Here is an 18326-nt window from a genome sequence, read left to right as displayed (position 1 = left end):
ACGCCACTATTTAGTGGCGTTCGGTATCTGTACCGTCTTTTCGGTAATAACGTTTATGATAACTTTTTACTTTAGCGTGCACACCTTTGCTGAGACTTTTAAACTTAGCTTCGAGTACATCAACACCATATAAAATACCAACCACCAATACAGAAAGTTTAATTGCTGCACCTAGGTTTTCGGTTGCTATCATTACACCAATAGACGCCAATACCCAAATAGTAGCAGCGGAGGTAACCCCTACCACGGCACCATCCTTTGCCAGCATAACGCCTGCGCCTAAAAAGCCAATACCCGTGATTATTTGCCCCACTACACGAGAATGATCAATTACATCCCCTTGTAAGTTAAATGCCGTAGATAAAAACAAATAAGTGCCTAACGTTATTAAGGCAGATGTACGAATACCTACAGGTTTGCCGCGCAGCTGGCGCTCTATACCAATAATAGCGCCACAAAAAGCGGCGGTGCCAATAGCTGCCCATGAGTATGGCGCTACATCGATAAAATCTAAAAATGTCACTTAACATCCTAATCTATTTACTTTTCCAATAGCAACTGCCGTTCTGAGCCTTTGGCTACCAAATGCCGACATTTTGCTAAAGTCGCTGCGTGCAATTGGTACATACTGACAATCTATTGCTAGCTGGTAGTCTTTTCCAGGCTCGCAAAATGGGTCATGTACGTAAACACAATGTGCATCTAAATGGGTTACACACACCCAGTGCGGTGATTTTTTACCATCAAACCGATAGGTACTAATTAACAGCAACACACTAAACCCCTGACTCAACCAGTTTTCTATATCAGTTAATTCAACATCTTTTTGTGTAACTGAAATATTTGCCGCTGCAATGCCTTCAACAAACTGTTGATGAACCGTGGCCAGTACAGATTTTTTGTTATCACTGCGAACCCCATCTAAAAATAATGGTTCAGATGTATTAACAATCACCTCACTTTTAAAACCACGTTTATTTGCAGCCAGTGCCAAGCCAAATGGATGACAACCGCCATGTCCAGAGGTCATAAAAATAGTGGTGCCTTCACGCCACAAAGCTAATTCATGTGACTGACTCAGCTCTGTGTTTGAGTCAAGAGCTGCCATTGCCATTAATAACGCAGCAGGTCCACAGGTAAACTCGGTGGTTTGTTGATACCATGGCGTTAAACGATCAACCTGTAATTCACTGGTTTGGCGTATATTTTTTTGCATCCGTAAGGCATCACTGTGATCGTCATAATAATCACTGTATTGACCAAATACGCGATATCCCACACTTTTATAAAGTCCAATAGCGCTGTCGTTATTTACTGCAACTTCTAGGCGCAAATAAATACGTCCACGCTCACTGGTCGCTTTTTCAAGCGCATTGAGTAATTTTTTAGCTATGCCTTTGCCTTGCATCGTTGGTAATACAGCTAACGAATACAAACGCGCTAACCTCGTCCCTTTATGGCACCACACTAAGCCATAGCCACATAATTGCGCATTTTGCTCAGCAACTAATAAAATCCCATGTTTAGCTCCAAGCCAGCGCTTTAAACTACGCGCACTTAATTTATCGTTACTAAAACAAGTATTTTCAAGTGCCACCAATGCTTTTAAGTCAGCGGTTATTGCAGGGCGAATGACTAGGTTATACGCCTCTGTCACTATTGCTTTTTCAGCCAGAGCAATAGGCATTAGCCGCGCCCTCGTGCTTCTAAGCGCTGTTTAAACTCATCCATTATGATCATGTATAGCTCGTCACCTAAGTAACCATCTTCTACTTTGTGATCAATGCTTGGGTTATCGTTTACTTCCAATACATACGCACGACCTTGGTGCTCTTTAACGTCTACACCGTATAACCCTTTACCTACTGTTTTACAGGCCTTTAAAGCTGCATCTAATACTACTTTTGGTAACTCAAAGGTTGGTAGAGTTTCAAAACCACCGGAAAAAAACGCTTAGCGTCATGGTTGTATATTTGCCAGTGGTTACGCGCCATTAAATAACGACACGCATAAATAGCACGACCATTAAGTACCCCTACACGCCAATCGTATTCTGTGTACATGTATTCTTGTGCCAATACCAGCGCACTCAGTGCAAATAGTTCGGTTAGTTTAGCTTCAAGCTCACCACGGTTTGCAACTTTATACACGCCTTTTGAGAACGACCCTTCTGGCATTTTTAATACCAGCGGATAGGTAAATGCTGCTTCTAATTGCTCAAGCGTTTGCACTGATTGATCAGCCACTACCACCGTTTTTAAACTTGGTACTTTTTGATAGTTGAAGGCATCATGCAAGTACACTTTATTACAACAACGTAAAATAGATTCAGCATCGTCAATGACCACCAACCCTAAACTCTGTGCTTTACTTGCAAGACGGTATGTTGGGTGGTCAATCGCTGTAGTTTGGCGAATAAATAACGCATCAAACTGGGCAATATTATCTATTTCATCAAAACTGAGTGCTTTTGCATCAATACCATGTTTGGCTGCTGCTTTTATAAAACGGGCTATTGCATCTTTATCACTTGGCGGTACTTTTTCGTTATGATCAACCAAAATAGCCATATTCCATCTAAAACGGCGCTCTACTTTACCAATACGCCATTGCGTTTGAGTAAATGTATTTAGCTTTTCAATAAACGCAGCATATTGTTGCTCGCTTAAAGAGGTTAATGAGCCTTGTTGCAATAAACCTTGCTGATCTACAAATAAAATAGGCGCTGGGTATTGTTTAAATACCGATTTAGCCGCTTTACTTTGTAATTCATTTAGAGCATTACCAAAGTAAACAGCGCCATCAATTTGCCCAGTATTTAAAGTAGGTGCTTGGCCGCTTCTAAGCGCATTTATTGTTTTAACGCTTGGTAATACTTGGTGTTTTCGGGCCTCTGCAAGCAATGAGCAATAGTAACCCTTACTCAAGTATTGGCTTGAGTCGCATAAATTAATAATGCGGGTTTTAGGTTCATTATGTTTTGGGTAATCACGTAAGTAACTATTAAACGTAATGACATTTTCGAATGATTGAGCAAGTGCTTGCTCGTTGTTATCAACCACTATTAAGGTTTTAAACACGACTTTTCCTAGTTATACCAATCGGTAGTAAGCCAAATATAAATGCGTGCGATCTTTAAATTATCGCATTATAAATAGAAACACCTATCGCACTAAGTGCAGCAAATAGCAAATCACTTAATACGATAGGTGCTTTAACGAATATCTACTATAAACGTTAGCGCTTAAATTGCTTAAGCGACATGTGATTTATAAGCCCTTTTTTACATACACACAAACGAGATATTTTTAGCGTGAAGATAAAAATTTTTGATGAACTTTTTTATTGTTAATTTGTGTTTTAAAATAGCCAAAATTTACCACTAAAAGTGATCATTATGTCTCTTCCCGCTTGCCCTAAGTGCCAATGTGAATACGTTTACGAAGACCAACAACTGCTTATATGCCCAGAATGTGCCTATGAATGGAACCCAAATAATACAAGCGATGAAGACGCTATTTTGGTAAAAGATGCAAACGGCACTTTACTAGCCGATGGTGACAAAGTAACCGTAGCCAAAGATTTAAAAATTAAAGGCAGTTCTCAGGTTATAAAAATTGGCACGAAAGCGGTAGTTAGACGTGTGCTTGATAAAAAAGATCACCAACTAGATTGTAAAGTCGATGGCATTGGCGAAATGATGGTAACGGCCAAGTTTGTGAAAAAAGCCTGAAATTACAAAAACTCACTTGTAAAAATTAACAGAAAGTAATAACGCTTAACTGCTAATTTTTTAGTTCTTTAGATAGCGCAGCTAATGTTTGATCGTAAGCATGTTGATTAAAGTTACTTGAGTGTGGGTTCATAAAACCGTGCAAATATTCAACATGTTTTACGTTAACATTAGCCTTTGTTGCCAGCTCAACCTGTAGTGATTTAACATCAAAGTGCGGCTCATAATGCGGAAATATGAGCTCAATCTCAAACTGTGGTTGTAAGTCTGTATGGTGCCTAATTTGCGAGCTGTAAAAACAAATGCCCTTAGCTATCGTTTTAATCGCCGGGTGTGCAGACATTGACCAAATCGCCGATGCGCCAACACTAAAACCTATCAATATAGTGTTGTCAGCGAGTGGTTTAATCGCTTTTTGTAAAATAGCTACATACTCATCAAGGCCAATATGCTGACTAAAATACTCATAGGCCTGCTGTTCACTGTTAAATGCCATATCAACCCCGTCATAAGGGTCGACAATAGACTGAGCGTTTAGTTTTTCAGCTAATGCTTTTAAAGCTGCTGTATTACCAAAAATATCACTGACCAATACTAAGTTCATAAACGGCCCATCTTTAATTTTATTCTATAAGTTTTAGGCAATTATTTAACAAAGAGGCCTACGAGATGCTGCGCCTCAGAGTAAGAGACAAATAAATACTACATTCAAAGCACTTTAACCACGTCATAACTATGTTTTACATCACCGATAGTTAAACTAACTTCATCATCGACTTGTTTACCCAATAACTGTTGGCCTAATGGTGCGCCAGAGGTAAGCACTTGAATAGTTATGCCTTTAATATCAACGGTTAATCCACCAGCTGCTGGGCCTAAATAAAACCATTTGTGTGTGCCCGCATCGTCTTCTAAACATACTAATGAGCTTATAGCGATGGTGCCTATAACGGGTTCGTTGTATATGGCTTCAAATAGTTGTATTTCTTTATAGCACTCATTAACTCGCTCTGCATGGCCTTGTGCTAAATAGGCGGCTTCAAGCCCGAGGGTATCGTATTGGGTCTCTGCAATACTTTCTTCATGAGTAGCGGTATCGTGAGCTGTTTGAGCTGCAATTTTAGCAGTGTTTAGTTGCTCATCTAAGGCAAAACGAAGGTGCTCAGTAACATGGGCTTTATTCATTTGGAGAATTCACTCAATTCGGTAAAAATAATTTGCCATTTTATACCAATCTGCTTGGATATGGGACCTATTTTAACGATAAGAAAATTGCTCTATAACTAGGCGAAATTTTTGATATCTAATTGTTCTAAATGAAAAAATTTTAACAACGTTATAGAGGAATTTAATTCGTTAAATTGTTCAAATATTTATGCCGGTTGGTATTAGCATTGTTGCCACATCGAACACTATCCCTTTGCTGTGTAACAACAATGCTAATTTAAGGCTATGGCATATCCATTAATGCCTGCGTTTGCTGATCCACTTGCTTATCGTAGTTTTTAGCACTTAACCCAAGTAGCTCGGGTAATGTCGCAGCAATACAAATAGACGACAGCGTGCCTACGACTATTCCTGCAAACAAAGCAATGGCAAACCCCTGCAGCGGCGCGCCAGCTAACAGCCAAACACTTGCCACTGTTGCGAGCGTAGTTCCGGAGGTAATAAGCGTACGAGTTAAGGTGCTTTTAATAGCACTGTTGATAATACGACTTGGTTTTAGCGAAATATTTGTTGGTATGCGTAATAGCTCGCGTACTCTATCGCCCACTATTATTGAGTCATTTAGGGAGTAGCCAATAATTGCCAATAAACTGGCTAAAACGGTTAGGTTAAACTCTATTTGTAACCACGAAAATAAGCCAACCACCAGCACTAAATCATGTAATAAAGCCACCACAGAGCCTAATGCCAAACGCCACTCAAACCGAACAGCTAAATAAATCATTACCGCTACCATCGCAGCAAATAAGGCTAAGCAGCCTTGCTCAAATAATTCATCACCCACTTGAGAGCCAATATAAGCCGATGATAAAACCTCAGCGTTTATATCTGGGTTTTGGCTAATCGCGGTTTTCCAAGCATCATTATTGGCACCTTTATTTGGCGCTTGCGTTAATTGAAAATGATTATTGCCCTGCGCTGTTAGTTCAAATTCACCTTGATGGTTTTTAGCAATAAATTGCTCAAGCTGTTTTAGTTCAACACCTTGGCTGGTGGTAAATTCTGTTAAATAACCACCCGTAAAATCAAGGCCAAAATTAAGCCCTTTTTGTGCAATGGTGAATACCGATAACAACACAAATATGGCACTAACAAGCATGCCTGTATAACGCATACGTGACCCTGTCTCACATTTTAAAAAAGTGTTAAGCATGCGCGTTTACTCCTGCTTTTTTACCCAGCTTTAAATATAAGCTTTGGCTTAAATACTTAGATACATACACTCCAGTAAACACCGATGTAATAAGACCAAGCGCCAGCGTTATCGCAAAGCCTTTTACCGGGCCATAGCCTATGCCATATAAAATAATCGCGGTGATCATGGTGGTAATATTGGCATCAAATATAGTATTAGCAGCCTGTTTATAACCCTCTTGTATCGCTTGATATGGAGGACGTCCTTTGCGGCGCTCTTCTTTTATGCGTTCAAATATAATCACGTTAGTATCAACCGCCATTCCTATAGTTAATACTAAGCCTGCTATCCCTGGAAGAGTTAAAACCACCCCAGGTAATAACGACATTAGCCCCACTAAAGAGGTTAAGTTTAAAATTAACGCAACATTTGCAATAAGCCCTAAACGGCGGTACCACAGTGCCATAAACGCAAGTGTTAAACCCATGCCTAACATTAACGCTGCTAATCCATTATTAATATTGTCTTGGCCAAGGCTTGGGCCAATAGTTTGTTCATGTACTATGGTCACTGGCGCAGTAAGTGATCCTGCGCGTAGTAGTAGCGCTAAATCGGCAGCGGCTTGTTGGCTCTGCATATTGGTTATACTAAACCGCGAGCTTAAATGCTGGGCAATATTAGCCACATTAATAACTTCGCTTTTTTTAACCACTTCACCTTTAGCATTTTGTGAATACTCTGAATAAAGCGTTGCCATAGGTTTACCTATATTCGCCTTTGAAAAAGCCGACATAGCATCGCCACCTTGGCCATCTAAGCTCAGTTGTACCAAAGGTTTACCCCAGTCATCACGGCCTATATAAGCGTTATTAATATGCTCACCGGTAAATATAGGTACAGGGTCGAGCTTAATGGTCCCTCCCGATTGCAAATTAAACGTTTGCCCGCCTCTCTCTTTAAGTTGATAAAACCCCAATGACGCGGTTGCACCAATTATGCGTTTTGCTTCAGCTGGATCTTGCACGCCAGGTAGCTCAATACGAATGCGCTGCTTACCTTGGCGCTGTGTAACGGCCTCAGTTATACCGAGCTCTTCAATACGTGAGCGAAGTGTGGTGAGTGTTTGGCTCATCACTTCTTTATCAAATGCGCTGCGCCCTTGCTCAGAATAGCTAATTTTAACGACCTGTAAGTTGCCATTAGTTGATGTGGTTGTAGTGAGGTTTTCAAAACGGCTTTTAAGCTCTTTTATAACTACTGTTAGCTTATCGTCAGCATTCTCAAGCGCACTTATTTCAAAGCCCTGATTAGTCTGCTGCGCTTTAACGCCATAGGCTTTTTGTTTAACAATAATGGCTTTTGTTTGTTGATATGCACTGAGCAATTGCTCATCAATGGCTTTATCTAAATCAACATCAAGTACAAACAATACCCCGCCGTTTAAATCAAGACCCAGTTTTATAGGCGATAAGCCAAACTCTTGTAACCAAATAGGGCTAGTTGCATGTTCAACAATTTTAACCTGTGTGTTTGGAAAGTTTGATTTTAAAGCCGCTTGAGCCTGCGCACTTTGCGTAGGCGTATTTAAAAGTACATTAATATGTGCTTGGTTTTTTAAACTTTCACTAACTTCGAAACCTTGGCTATTTAAAAAGTTAACTAGATTTTCAGTACTAGGCAATGCTTGTGCTTTAACCTCAGAAGTTGCACTAACATGCAACCACGACTTATTCGGGTATAAATTAGGTAAGGCGCTTATTGCTAGTAACACTAATACAATCAGCATGGCTACATAGCTTAATTTAAACTTAGCCTTAGATGGCTTTTTCTCTTTTTTTAGACTTAACATAGTTATTCCTTATTACTCGGCATAGCCCAGTAACGTACCTATTAGGCACAATTAATCTGCAGGTCAAAACGCGAAGCGTTAAAACCAATTAAATTAAATAAGAAACATTAAGCGTAGTAGGTGGTTACAGCGGTGTATAACAGGTTAGCGTCTTTCCAGCCGCTCAAGCGCGACTTTTTACTTTTAAATACCCAAGTATACCAAGGCTGACTTATGGTGACTGCTTGCGGTCGCAAAAAAATATGCCTACACCCATTTAGGGCAAAAAACTCATGCACTACATCGTATTCAGGATCGCCCTGCGCACTGTGTAAAAATAAAAATGAATTATTGGCTGTTAGCCTAGGTTGATGCGCATCAAAATCAGAATGCTTTGAGTTTTTATGCTGTAAATCGCCAAGCGATTTTGTAGGTACGGAAATGTTAGTTAAATGGTCAACATTAATAACATCGCTATAACTGCTTTGGTTACTGTTTAATTCGTGCTTTACGCCCATAGCATGGCTTTGCACACTAAAGAGTGCAGCAAAAAACAAGCAAGTAGCTAAAAAAACGCGAAATTTAAACATTGGTCATTTAAAACTAAAATAAAGGATAGCTAGTATATAAGGGCAGCTAATTAAAATACAATAGCCGTTCTTAAGCTAATTCATTTATATAAAAACACATACTGAGATCCTCGATGCGCTCCAGACAAAGTTCAGTAAAACGCCCCGACGCCATGAATTTAAAACAAAGCATTCAAACTCTTTGGCCTTATATCACTAAATTTAAAGGCCGTGTGCTGATTGCCATATTAGCACTAGTCGGTGCTAAAGGGGCGACATTACTCATGCCATGGGCTTTAAAAGAAATAATTGATTCGGTTGATAAATCAATTAACCCACTACTACTCGTTCCTACTTTATTACTCGTTATGTACGGCGCATTGCGCTTTGCTAGCGTATTTTTGGGTGAAGTACGCGATGCGGTATTTTCGCGAGTCACCGAGCATGCCATGCGAGATATTGGCCTAAAAGTGTTTAAACATTTGCACTCGCTAGATTTAGCCTTTCATTTAGACAGACAAACTGGCGGTATAAGTCGAGACATAGAGCGCGGCACCAGTGGCTTAAGCTTTTTAATGCGTTTTTTAATGTTTAATATTGTGCCCACGTTGTTTGAAATAATGACCGTAGCGATTATTTTTGGCACCTTGTTTTCTATTTGGTTCGCATTAATCACCCTACTTGCTGTTACTATTTATATCTTTTTTACGGTGACGGTTACCCAATGGCGAAACCGCTTTATTCGTGAGTCAAACGCTGCTGATAATCAAAGTAACACCCGTGCCATCGACAGTCTATTAAATTACGAAACCGTAAAATACTTTAATAATGAACAGCATGAAGTCCAAACTTACGACACATTTTTAGCAACCTGGGAACAAGCACGATTAAAAAACAGACTCTCGTTACTGGCGCTTAATTCAGGGCAAGCACTGATCATTGCATGTGCCATAACCGCATTAATGTGGCTTGGCGCAAGTGAAGTGGTTACCGGCGAGTTAACGATTGGTGAACTGGTAATGATCAATGCATATATGATTCAACTCTTTTTACCGCTTAACTTTTTGGGATTTGTGTACCGTGAAATACGCCGTGCCCTTACCGACCTTGAAAACATGCTTGGGTTATTAAATACCTCACCCAAAGTAGCAGATAGCGAAACCGCGCAACCATTAGCACTCAAAAATGGGGCAATTAGCTTTGAAAACGTCAGCTTTAGCTACGATAGCAAGCGCCCTATTCTTAAGAACGTCAGTTTTAATGTAAACTCTGGTGCTAAGGTAGCGGTTGTAGGTGCTAGTGGCGCAGGTAAAAGCTCGTTAGCCCGCTTGCTATATCGTTTTTATGAACTTTCATCGGGTGCTATAAAAATTGATAATCAAGCCATAAACACGGTTACCCTAGCAAGCTTGCGTAAAGCTATTGCCATAGTGCCGCAAGATACTGTGTTATTTAATACCAGCATACGCGAAAACATTCATTACGGCAGACCCAGCGCCAGTGAAGATGAAGTAAACAAAGCCATAAACATGGCGCATCTAACAGACTTTATTAATAGCCTAGATAAAGGCGATAAAACCTTAGTCGGTGAACGCGGACTAAAAGTCTCTGGTGGCGAAAAGCAACGTATTGCTATTGCTCGCGCTATTTTAAAACAATCGCCGATTTTAATTTTTGACGAAGCCACTTCCGCGCTCGACTCACAATCTGAACAAGCCATATTAAACGCTATGCAAGAGGTTGCCTCTAACCACACAAGTATTGTTATTGCGCATCGCTTATCAACAATTACCGATGCCGATACTATTATCGTGCTTAAGGCGGGAGAAGTAGTAGAGCAAGGTAAACATGATGAATTACTCATGCAAAATGGTGAATATGCTCATATGTGGACCTTGCAACAAAAACAGTCAAAGGCGCAATAAACTAAGCCTCTCGGGTACGATTGAAGTATCTGAGTGCTTTTTTGCTATTTTGCTAGTATTTCATTTATCTTATCGACCGGTACGGTTATTCACCTCAAAAGGTTTGTTTGCAGTGAAGTTATCAATACAATCAAGTAGCTATTTTTATAACAAAAATATAACGAATTAAATAACGTGAATTCATAGGGGAAAATAATGAAAAAGAGTTTAATTGCAGCGGCGCTCGCTGCCACATTTATTACTGGCTGTTCTGAGCCACAAACAACAAAAACTGAGCAAGTAGCAGCAGTTGCAGAAAAGCCACAAGCAACAGAGCAAGCCGAATTAGGCACGTTTGGGGTTGATTTAACTGCGCGTAACGAAGCTGTAAAACCAGGCGACGATTTCTTCATGTACGCCAGTGGTTCATGGTACGACAACTATGAAATGCCAGCAGATAAAACCCGTTACGGTGCATTCTCTGCGCTAGCTGAGCGCAGTGAAGATCGCGTTAAAGAAATTATTGAAGACATTGCAGCACGTGAAAACTTAAACGCCGAAGAGCAACTGGTCGCTGACTTTTATAACTCGTACATGGATACCGAGACGCTTAATAAACTAGGTATCACGCCAATTAAGCCGTTGCTTAACGACATTAATTCGGTTGCCTCTACTGATGATTTGGCAAAAGTATTTGGCCAATCTTGGCTTACGGGTGTAAGTGCACCACTTGGTGGCGGTATGTGGTTTAACCGTTTAGATCCCAATAAATACGAAATGTCATTAGGTGCAGGTGGCTTAGGTTTACCTGATCGTTCTTACTACCTTGAAGATGCAGAACGTTTTGTAAAAACCCGTGAAGCGTATGTTGCACATATTGCCGATATGCTTAAATTTGCAGGGGTTGATAATACCACAGAGCGTGCACAAGCGATTTTAGCGCTTGAAACCAAAATTGCAGAAGGTCATTGGCCACGTGAAAAACGCCGTAATCGTGATTTAACCCTAAACCAAGTAAAACGTGATGAGTTAAGTGCGCAATACCCAGGATTTAACTGGGATTTATACTTTGCACAAACAGGTTATAAAGTACCACAATTAAACGTATCGCAGCCTGAACCTGTTAAAGCCATGATTGACTTAATCAATAACGAAGATTTAAGCGTATGGAAAGACTACCTAACGTATCATGCAATTAATGGTAACGCAGGGCTGTTGTCTGAAGAGATATTTAACACCAACTTTGCTTTTTTTGGTAAAGAATTGAATGGTCAGCAAGAGCCACGTCCACGCTGGAAACGCGCTATCAGCCAAATGTCTGGCACTAGCTCATTAGGCTTTGCAATTGGTAAAATTTACGTAGCTCGTTATTTCCCTGAGTCATCTAAGCAACAAATGTCTGAACTAGTTGAAAACTTACGCACAGCCCTTGGTGAGCGTATTGATAACTTAGATTGGATGGGTGTAGAAACAAAAGTAAATGCGCGTGCAAAATTAGCGGCATTTGTACCAAAAATTGGTTACCCAGATGAATGGCAATCATATGAAGGCTTAAGCATTAGCAACAATGATTTAATGACTAATGTAAAAAATATGCGTGAGTTTTTCCAAGCCGACAGCGTAGAAAAAGAGCTGAAAAAGACCGATCGTAATCGTTGGGGCATGACACCACAACGTGTTAACGCTTACTACAATAGTTCATTTAACGAAATTGTATTCCCTGCCGCTATATTACAACCACCGTTTTTCGATCCAAATGCAGATCCAGCAGTAAACTACGGTGGCATTGGCGCTGTGATTGGCCACGAAATGGGCCATGGTTTTGATGATCAAGGCTCAAAATCTGACGCTAACGGCATACAACGTAATTGGTGGACTGATGAAGATCGTGCTGCTTTTGATGCCAAAGCTGACAAACTGGCAGCTCAGTACAGCAAATACGAACCAATTCCAGGTAACTTTGTAAATGGCCGCAACAGCTTAGGTGAAAATATTGGTGATGTGGGTGGTTTAGCCATGGCTTATCATGCTTACAAACTAAGCCTAAATGGTAAAGAAGCACCGGTAATTGATGGTGTAACCGGCGATCAACGTTTCTTCTTAGCATGGGCACAAGTATGGAAAGAAAAACGTACTGAGCAAAGCATGTTAAACCAATTACGTGGTGGTACTCACGCACCAGGTCGCTTTAGAGCACAAGCACCTCGTAACCACGACGCTTGGTATAAAGCATTTGATGTAAAACCAGGTGATGAGTTGTACCTACCAGAAGAAGAACGCGTTCGTATTTGGTAATACCCTGACAACCGTTCATCGTTTGTAACAAATAAACAGCCCGCTTATGCGGGTTGTTTTATTTTTGGCTACTAACAATACTTACTAGCCCTGCCCGGCATTTACCTTTAGAATATGGGCTTGCAAATTTTTATCAATTATTTATACATATTAAGGCGAAACGCAGATGGGAAGAGCTTACCAAAACAAAAAAGATTCAATGGCTAAAACTGCGGGTGCTAAAACTAAAGTTTATTCAAAATACGGTAAAGAAATTTATATTTGTGCTAAAAATGGCGGTGTTGATCCAGACGGAAACCTAGCACTACGTCGTTTAATTGAACGTGCTAAAAAAGACCAAGTACCGGCTCACGTAATTGAACGCGCCATTGATAAAGCTAAAGGCGGCGGCGGTGAAGACTATGCAGCCACGCGTTATGAAGGTTACGGCCCAGGTAATTGCATGATTATTGTTGATTGTTTAACCGACAACAACAAACGTACTTTTGCTGATGTACGTGTATGTTTTACCAAAGCAAACGCTAAAATTGGCGCACAAAATTCGGTATCACACTTATTTGATCACCTTGCTATTTTTGTATTTGACGGTGACGACGATGAAACCGTACTTGAAGCGCTGATGATGGCAGATGTTGATGTTACCGACGTTGAAGTAGAAGACGGCAAAGTAACCGTATTTGCACCGCACACTGAATACAACAATACCCGCACAGCACTTGAAGAAATGGGTGTGACAGAATTTGACGAAGACTTAATTGCCTTTGTACCTCAAGTTGAAGCCCCTATTGAAGGCGAAGACGTTGAAGTTATGGAGCGCTTTTTAGCCATGCTTGAAGATTGTGACGACGTACAAAACGTTTACCACAACGCTCAATTTTAATCGTTAAGCAAATAATCTGAGCTCTGGATAGTAAATCTATCTTCAGCGACAACTGCGTTGAGTTTACTTGCGATAGGTTATGTTTAAAGGCCAACTTAGTTGGCCTTTTTGTTATTTGTAGAATGGATTAGTTAATTAATAACCCCTCACAACTAGGGTCTGTTGGCTTTTATAGTTGTATGCGGCCATGGATCTTGTGGCCACAATCTAAAACTACAGACTATTTTTGTTTTTTAAACGGGTAAATTTGTTGCTTTAACATACCTACAGGCATGTAGTCCCCGACAACACCATATTCTTTAGGCCACTCTGCTTGGCCTTTTACCGCAGTACCAAATAAATAATCTAAAAACGAGAAGTGGGCTGCATAATTTCGATCAATGGCCGCTTTATCGGATGCGTGATGCCAATGGTGAAACTGCGGAGTTACCATAAAATATTTTAACCACCCAAATTTTACATTCACGTTTGCATGATTAAATACGGCTTGAAAACCAACAATAATTACATATAAGCTGATTATTTGCTGTGAAAACCCCAGCACAAATATAGGGGTTAGCACTAAACTACGGGTGATCAGTATTTCTAAAATATGCTGACGGGAGCCCGCTAGCCAATCCATTTCTTTGGCACTGTGATGCACACCATGAAATCGCCACATAAATGGCACTTCGTGATACGCACGATGCGTCCAATACTGCATTAAATCAGCCACCAAAATAATTAAAAATAGCTGTAGTATAAACGGCATTTGCGCTATGTAAGCTTGCAGTGTGCTCGAAACCGCCCAACCAAAACCATAATGCACAAAATGATTAGTAACCAGTAATACAAAACCCACTATTAAGTGATTAACAAAGAAGTGGTTTAAATCCCCGCGCCATTCACTACGAAGTATTTTTGCTCTTTTCGATGCGGAAGTAGTTTTTCAATTAAAATAAAAATTAAGGTAGAGCCTAGTAAGTCTAATATAAACCAATCTAGGCCAATATAAGGAGTGTTATCTGCAAAGTCATTCACTTCAACATTCGGGCCACCAAAGCTAATGGCCAGTATAATAAAAAACCACGCAGTGGCACCCAAACGCTTATTCGTATTTCGTACAAAATTAAGTAACCCTAAGCTACCGGAAATAATAAGAGCAACAAACATGAGCTGACGTAAAAAGTCGACGCTATAGCTTTTGCGTAATTCTGGAGTCGTTAAATATTCCGGAAAGTGGAATGCAAGCACTCCTAAGCAACTTAATATTGCCAAAAAGCAAGCAATATAACCGCTGATATTACCCTCACCTATTTGCAGGTGGCTGGTACGAAATAAGCGGCGGAGTATATGACTAAGTATTGAATTATCCTTTTTCAATTTTTCGCTAGAATAGAATATTCGCTACTAAATGCTAAAATCCTAAGATTATTTTCCCTTACAAATAGAAACTACTTATTAATTACTACCATTCGGATATTTTGTACAAAAAAGTAGAGTAGTTGTTTTAATTTGATTTTGGCTGTTGACCTAACATGTATTATTAAGTAACATTTCTTTATATTATATTTTTAAAGGAATAAAAATGTCATCATCATTTTCTATTAGTAATCTTCCATACAATTTACCAAACAACTTAAATGGGCAACTCAGAATACTTTCAAATATAGTTAAAATACCTTTCTCCTTAGTCAAAGATGGTGGTCAAAATGAAGTGGAGGCTATATGTGGTGCAATTCTTTATAGGCACTTAGACCGTCATCAAAAAATAGAAGCAATGACTTTAATTAGATCCGTACCAAATGGGGCGTTAAAAGCGAAGCTTATATCAATAGCTGTTGAGCCTACATTCGTTAATAAGGATTGGGGCATATGGTCTTTTACAACGGAAGAACTTATAGCTGATCAGTATTTTCATAGTCAAGTTGATAACTTTGCATCATATATTGGTGTTGGAGCCTCGGCTTTAAGTGGAAAGGATTTATTAGTAAAGCTTTGGAGTAATAGAAAAGTGACCAAAGGTGGAGTCGTTACTCTCGTCATTTGGGGTACTGTATTATTTAATAAATCAGAGCTATCAAAAGTAAATAATGAAATTCAACGTCGAAGCTCAATTAGAACAATAAATATTCAACCTTAATCATGAAAACTTTTACTGCTCACATACTATTAACATTTTGTATGACCATGTTGATGCTTCTAGCGTGGAATTTTACAATGAATAATCTCCAAGAAGACATTGTATTTTTTAGTTCGTTAGTGGTTATTTTTATTTACTTAAATTATCTGTCTTGTTTAAAGACAGAAGAGAATAAGCCAATAAAATGAGTGTAAGAATCCTAATAGCTTTATTTCTTAGCATTTTTTATCTCGATAATGCATACGCTAAATGTAACTACAACTCTCACAAAGTACCTTTATATTCTGAACAAATAACTTCAGAAAAAACATCATATAATTTGAGTATTTGGCCATTAAGAGAAAATAGGCTTTTGGAAAGTGATATTGATCTTAGTAATAAACCAGTATCAATCTACAAAAGCATTTTAAATTCATATCAAAAAAACACTTTAGAAGATATGCTTTTTTATGAGACTGAAGTTATGACTGATATAAAAATATTACATGGACACCAAAGGATAATTAAAGCGGTATTTCAGCAAAGCGATACTTTCGATTTATTTTTAATTCAAATCAATAGCAACTTGAATAATTATTTTTTGAAAACAATTATATCGACAAATATCAAATCTGCGAATATATCAAAAGTTATGAATGAGTTAACCAAAATCTCAGCTCAAATTAAAAATGTTTGCGATAATAAAAATGAATAAACTACTTAATTTACTCATTTATCTATTTATATTTATTGCAATGACTTATCACTGGTTTTCATCTTCAGCTGATACTAGGCAAGCTATGTTTTATGGACTCGTAAGTGTATTTCCAATTTTAGTATGTCGAATTCTTTTTAAGATATGGAAAAAATAGCCTTATATATTTCTTTTTAGGTTTTAGCATTTATTCCTCTCAGCTTATATTTAGGTTCACGACAACAAAAAAAGCCACGCAGTGCGTGGCTTGGCTGGATAAAGTAAAATTTAACTACACGGAAAAATTATAAATAAGCACCCAGCGCTTTAACTTGATCTAACATGCGGTTTGAGAAACCCCATTCGTTGTCGTACCACGCCATTACTTTAACTAATTTACCATCAGCACGCGTTTGCGTTGCATCAAAAATTGATGATGCTGGGTTATGGTTAAAGTCGATAGAAACAAGCGGCAGCTCGTTGTACTCTAAAATACCTTTCATAGAGCCAAACGCAGCATCTTTAACTACTTGGTTAATTTCTTCAATACTTGTGTCACGCTTAGCAATAAATGTTAAATCAACTAACGACACATTAATGGTTGGTACACGTACCGCCATGCCATCTAGTTTACCGGCAAGTTCAGGCAGAACTAATCCAACCGCTTTTGCAGCACCCGTTTTAGTTGGGATCATAGATTGAGTTGCACTGCGCGCGCGGTATAAATCTGGGTGGTATACGTCAGATAAGTTTTGATCGTTAGTGTAAGCATGAATGGTGGTCATGCTACCTTGTTCAATTCCTACTGTATCGTTAATTGCTTTAGCAACAGGCGCTAAACAATTGGTTGTACATGAAGCATTAGAAATAATGTTGCTATCGGCATTAATTACATCGCTATTTACACCGTGTACTACTGTAGCATCCATATCTGTACCAGGAGCCGATACCACTACTTTTTTCGCGCCCGCTTCAATATGCTTATTAGCTGCTTCGCGAGAAGTAAATAACCCCGTACATTCAAGTACGATATCAACGTTTAGTTCTTTCCACGGTAAATTAGCAGGGTCACGCTCTTGCGTTAGCGTGATCACATCATCGCCAATTAGCATAGTGTTATCTTTAAGTGTTACTTGCTGTGAAAAACGACCATGTACTGAGTCAAACTGAGTCAGATGAGCATTTACATTGGCTGGGGCTAAATCGTTAATAGCCACAATTTTAATTTCATTATTTTGCGCTGATTCGTACAGTGCACGCAATACATTACGACCGATACGGCCGTAGCCATTAATTGCTACATTAATCATTTTTGACTCCTATTAACTTCACATGCTTGGCGAGCAAGCGTTTCAATGGCTTGCCAGTCTTTATTTTCAATAAGTTGTTTATCTAACATCCACGTACCACCTACGCAAATAACATTGTTAAGTGCTAAGTAATTAGGGGCAGTCGCTAAACTAATGCCACCAGTTGGACAAAAAGTAATATCAGGTAATGGGCCGCCAATCGACTTAATCATCGCTGTACCGCCTGCGGCTTCTGCAGGAAAAAACTTTAAAAATTTAAAGCCATGCGCTGCCAAGTTCATCACTTCGCTTGGGGTAGCTGCACCGGGTAAAAAAGGGATAGTTGACTCTTTTGCCAATGCTAACAGTTCATCACTTACACCAGGGCTCACCATAAAGTCAGCGCCCGCTTCTACTGACGCGTTAAAGCTTGCTTTATCAACCACCGTGCCAGTGCCCACATATGCCTCTGGTACTTCAGCTTTCATTAACTTTACAGCTTGTGCAGCAATTGGTGTACGCAGTGTAATTTCAAGTGCTTTTAAGCCACCGTTATACAACGCTCTTGCAAGTGGTGCAGCATCTTCTAATTTTTCGATTACCACCACTGGCACAACGGGTGCCGATGCTAAGATTTTTTCAATACTCATTACTTGTTCCTCATTACCCAA

15 protein-coding genes and 2 pseudogenes are annotated in these 18326 nt (G+C 39.4%); 6 read left to right on the top strand and 11 right to left on the bottom strand.

Annotated elements, in window-relative coordinates; genetic code table 11:
- Positions 1-10 precede the first annotated feature (10 nt).
- The 3 genes and pseudogenes from AB8618_RS06735 to AB8618_RS06725 form a co-directional block, all read right to left on the bottom strand.
- Positions 11-523: an MgtC/SapB family protein gene (locus AB8618_RS06735; protein ID WP_413401878.1), complete on the bottom strand. Its 513-nt coding sequence runs from the start codon at positions 521-523 to the stop codon at positions 11-13.
- Positions 524-1687: a peptidase C39 family protein gene (locus AB8618_RS06730; RefSeq protein ID WP_413401876.1), complete on the bottom strand. Its 1164-nt coding sequence runs from the start codon at positions 1685-1687 to the stop codon at positions 524-526. It abuts the gene before it with no gap.
- Positions 1687-3080: pseudogene (locus tag AB8618_RS06725) on the bottom strand (RimK family protein). The gene AB8618_RS06730 and the pseudogene AB8618_RS06725 overlap by 1 nt, the downstream one beginning before the upstream one ends.
- A gap of 317 nt (positions 3081-3397) precedes the next feature.
- Here AB8618_RS06725 and AB8618_RS06720 point away from each other — a divergent pair.
- Positions 3398-3733 carry a zinc ribbon domain-containing protein YjdM gene (locus tag AB8618_RS06720; RefSeq protein ID WP_076920245.1) on the top strand — a complete coding sequence of 112 codons (336 nt, stop codon included), beginning with the start codon at positions 3398-3400 and terminating at the stop codon, positions 3731-3733.
- A gap of 52 nt (positions 3734-3785) precedes the next feature.
- Here the strand turns inward: AB8618_RS06720 and AB8618_RS06715 are convergent, their stop codons facing one another.
- From AB8618_RS06715 to AB8618_RS06695, 5 genes are all read right to left on the bottom strand, one after another.
- Complete coding sequence (locus AB8618_RS06715) at positions 3786-4337, bottom strand: hypothetical protein (RefSeq protein ID WP_409425319.1); 552 nt, start codon at positions 4335-4337, stop codon at positions 3786-3788.
- Between the two features lie 104 nt (positions 4338-4441).
- The gene (locus tag AB8618_RS06710; protein ID WP_409425318.1) at positions 4442-4918 is read right to left on the bottom strand and encodes a transcription elongation factor GreAB; all 477 of its coding nucleotides are present in this window, start codon (positions 4916-4918) and stop codon (positions 4442-4444) included.
- Between the two features lie 265 nt (positions 4919-5183).
- Positions 5184-6113 carry a protein translocase subunit SecF gene (secF, locus tag AB8618_RS06705; RefSeq protein WP_413401872.1) on the bottom strand — a complete coding sequence of 310 codons (930 nt, stop codon included), beginning with the start codon at positions 6111-6113 and terminating at the stop codon, positions 5184-5186.
- Complete coding sequence (secD, locus tag AB8618_RS06700; protein ID WP_413401870.1) at positions 6106-7944, bottom strand: protein translocase subunit SecD; 1839 nt, start codon at positions 7942-7944, stop codon at positions 6106-6108. The genes secF and secD overlap by 8 nt, the downstream gene beginning before the upstream one ends.
- 107 nt (positions 7945-8051) lie before the next feature.
- A complete protein-coding gene (locus tag AB8618_RS06695; protein ID WP_409425315.1) occupies positions 8052-8513 on the bottom strand; it encodes a hypothetical protein in 462 nt (153 codons plus the stop codon).
- A gap of 113 nt (positions 8514-8626) precedes the next feature.
- Between AB8618_RS06695 and AB8618_RS06690 the strand changes: the two genes are divergently transcribed.
- The 3 genes from AB8618_RS06690 (at position 8627) to AB8618_RS06680 (ending at position 13571) form a co-directional block, all read left to right on the top strand.
- The gene (locus AB8618_RS06690) at positions 8627-10417 is read left to right on the top strand and encodes an ABCB family ABC transporter ATP-binding protein/permease (protein WP_413401868.1); all 1791 of its coding nucleotides are present in this window, start codon (positions 8627-8629) and stop codon (positions 10415-10417) included.
- Positions 10418-10612: 195 nt separating this feature from the next.
- Entirely contained in the window at positions 10613-12691 is a 2079-nt protein-coding gene (locus tag AB8618_RS06685) for a M13 family metallopeptidase (protein WP_409425313.1), read from the top strand.
- A 166-nt stretch (positions 12692-12857) separates the two neighbouring features.
- Entirely contained in the window at positions 12858-13571 is a 714-nt protein-coding gene (locus AB8618_RS06680; protein WP_008110544.1) for a YebC/PmpR family DNA-binding transcriptional regulator, read from the top strand.
- A gap of 220 nt (positions 13572-13791) precedes the next feature.
- Here AB8618_RS06680 and AB8618_RS06675 read toward each other — a convergent pair.
- A pseudogene (locus AB8618_RS06675) lies at positions 13792-14915 on the bottom strand (sterol desaturase family protein).
- 223 nt (positions 14916-15138) lie between these two features.
- Here AB8618_RS06675 and AB8618_RS06670 point away from each other — a divergent pair.
- Positions 15139-15693 (top strand): hypothetical protein, encoded by a 555-nt coding sequence (locus tag AB8618_RS06670; protein WP_409425312.1) that lies wholly within the window; start codon positions 15139-15141, stop codon positions 15691-15693.
- 184 nt (positions 15694-15877) lie between these two features.
- On the top strand, positions 15878-16387 hold the full coding sequence (locus tag AB8618_RS06665; RefSeq protein ID WP_138604844.1) for a hypothetical protein: 510 nt from the start codon (positions 15878-15880) through the stop codon (positions 16385-16387).
- 284 nt (positions 16388-16671) lie between these two features.
- Here AB8618_RS06665 and gap read toward each other — a convergent pair whose 3' ends face one another.
- A complete protein-coding gene (gap, locus tag AB8618_RS06660) occupies positions 16672-17676 on the bottom strand; it encodes a type I glyceraldehyde-3-phosphate dehydrogenase (RefSeq protein ID WP_010389845.1) in 1005 nt (334 codons plus the stop codon).
- On the bottom strand, positions 17673-18305 hold the full coding sequence (eda, locus tag AB8618_RS06655; RefSeq protein ID WP_138569579.1) for a bifunctional 4-hydroxy-2-oxoglutarate aldolase/2-dehydro-3-deoxy-phosphogluconate aldolase: 633 nt from the start codon (positions 18303-18305) through the stop codon (positions 17673-17675). Before eda ends, gap begins: the two co-directional genes overlap by 4 nt.
- Positions 18306-18326 lie beyond the last annotated feature (21 nt).

Origin of the sequence: Pseudoalteromonas sp. RW-H-Ap-1, from assembly GCF_048318575.1 — a bacterium.
GTDB lineage: Bacteria > Pseudomonadota > Gammaproteobacteria > Enterobacterales > Alteromonadaceae > Pseudoalteromonas.
This window is presented reverse-complemented; position numbering and strand designations above follow the sequence as displayed.

Coding starts and splice junctions, on each gene's coding strand:
- secF (WP_413401872.1), bottom strand. CDS start 6,113: ATGCTTAACACTTTTTTAAAATGTGAGACAGGGTCACGTATGCGTTAT.
- gap (WP_010389845.1), bottom strand. CDS start 17,676: ATGATTAATGTAGCAATTAATGGCTACGGCCGTATCGGTCGTAATGTA.
- AB8618_RS06690 (WP_413401868.1), top strand. CDS start 8,627: ATGCGCTCCAGACAAAGTTCAGTAAAACGCCCCGACGCCATGAATTTA.
- AB8618_RS06730 (WP_413401876.1), bottom strand. CDS start 1,687: ATGCCTATTGCTCTGGCTGAAAAAGCAATAGTGACAGAGGCGTATAAC.
- AB8618_RS06710 (WP_409425318.1), bottom strand. CDS start 4,918: ATGAATAAAGCCCATGTTACTGAGCACCTTCGTTTTGCCTTAGATGAG.
- AB8618_RS06715 (WP_409425319.1), bottom strand. CDS start 4,337: ATGAACTTAGTATTGGTCAGTGATATTTTTGGTAATACAGCAGCTTTA.
- AB8618_RS06685 (WP_409425313.1), top strand. CDS start 10,613: ATGAAAAAGAGTTTAATTGCAGCGGCGCTCGCTGCCACATTTATTACT.
- secD (WP_413401870.1), bottom strand. CDS start 7,944: ATGTTAAGTCTAAAAAAAGAGAAAAAGCCATCTAAGGCTAAGTTTAAA.
- AB8618_RS06695 (WP_409425315.1), bottom strand. CDS start 8,513: ATGTTTAAATTTCGCGTTTTTTTAGCTACTTGCTTGTTTTTTGCTGCA.
- eda (WP_138569579.1), bottom strand. CDS start 18,305: ATGAGTATTGAAAAAATCTTAGCATCGGCACCCGTTGTGCCAGTGGTG.
- AB8618_RS06680 (WP_008110544.1), top strand. CDS start 12,858: ATGGGAAGAGCTTACCAAAACAAAAAAGATTCAATGGCTAAAACTGCG.
- AB8618_RS06670 (WP_409425312.1), top strand. CDS start 15,139: ATGTCATCATCATTTTCTATTAGTAATCTTCCATACAATTTACCAAAC.
- AB8618_RS06720 (WP_076920245.1), top strand. CDS start 3,398: ATGTCTCTTCCCGCTTGCCCTAAGTGCCAATGTGAATACGTTTACGAA.
- AB8618_RS06665 (WP_138604844.1), top strand. CDS start 15,878: ATGAGTGTAAGAATCCTAATAGCTTTATTTCTTAGCATTTTTTATCTC.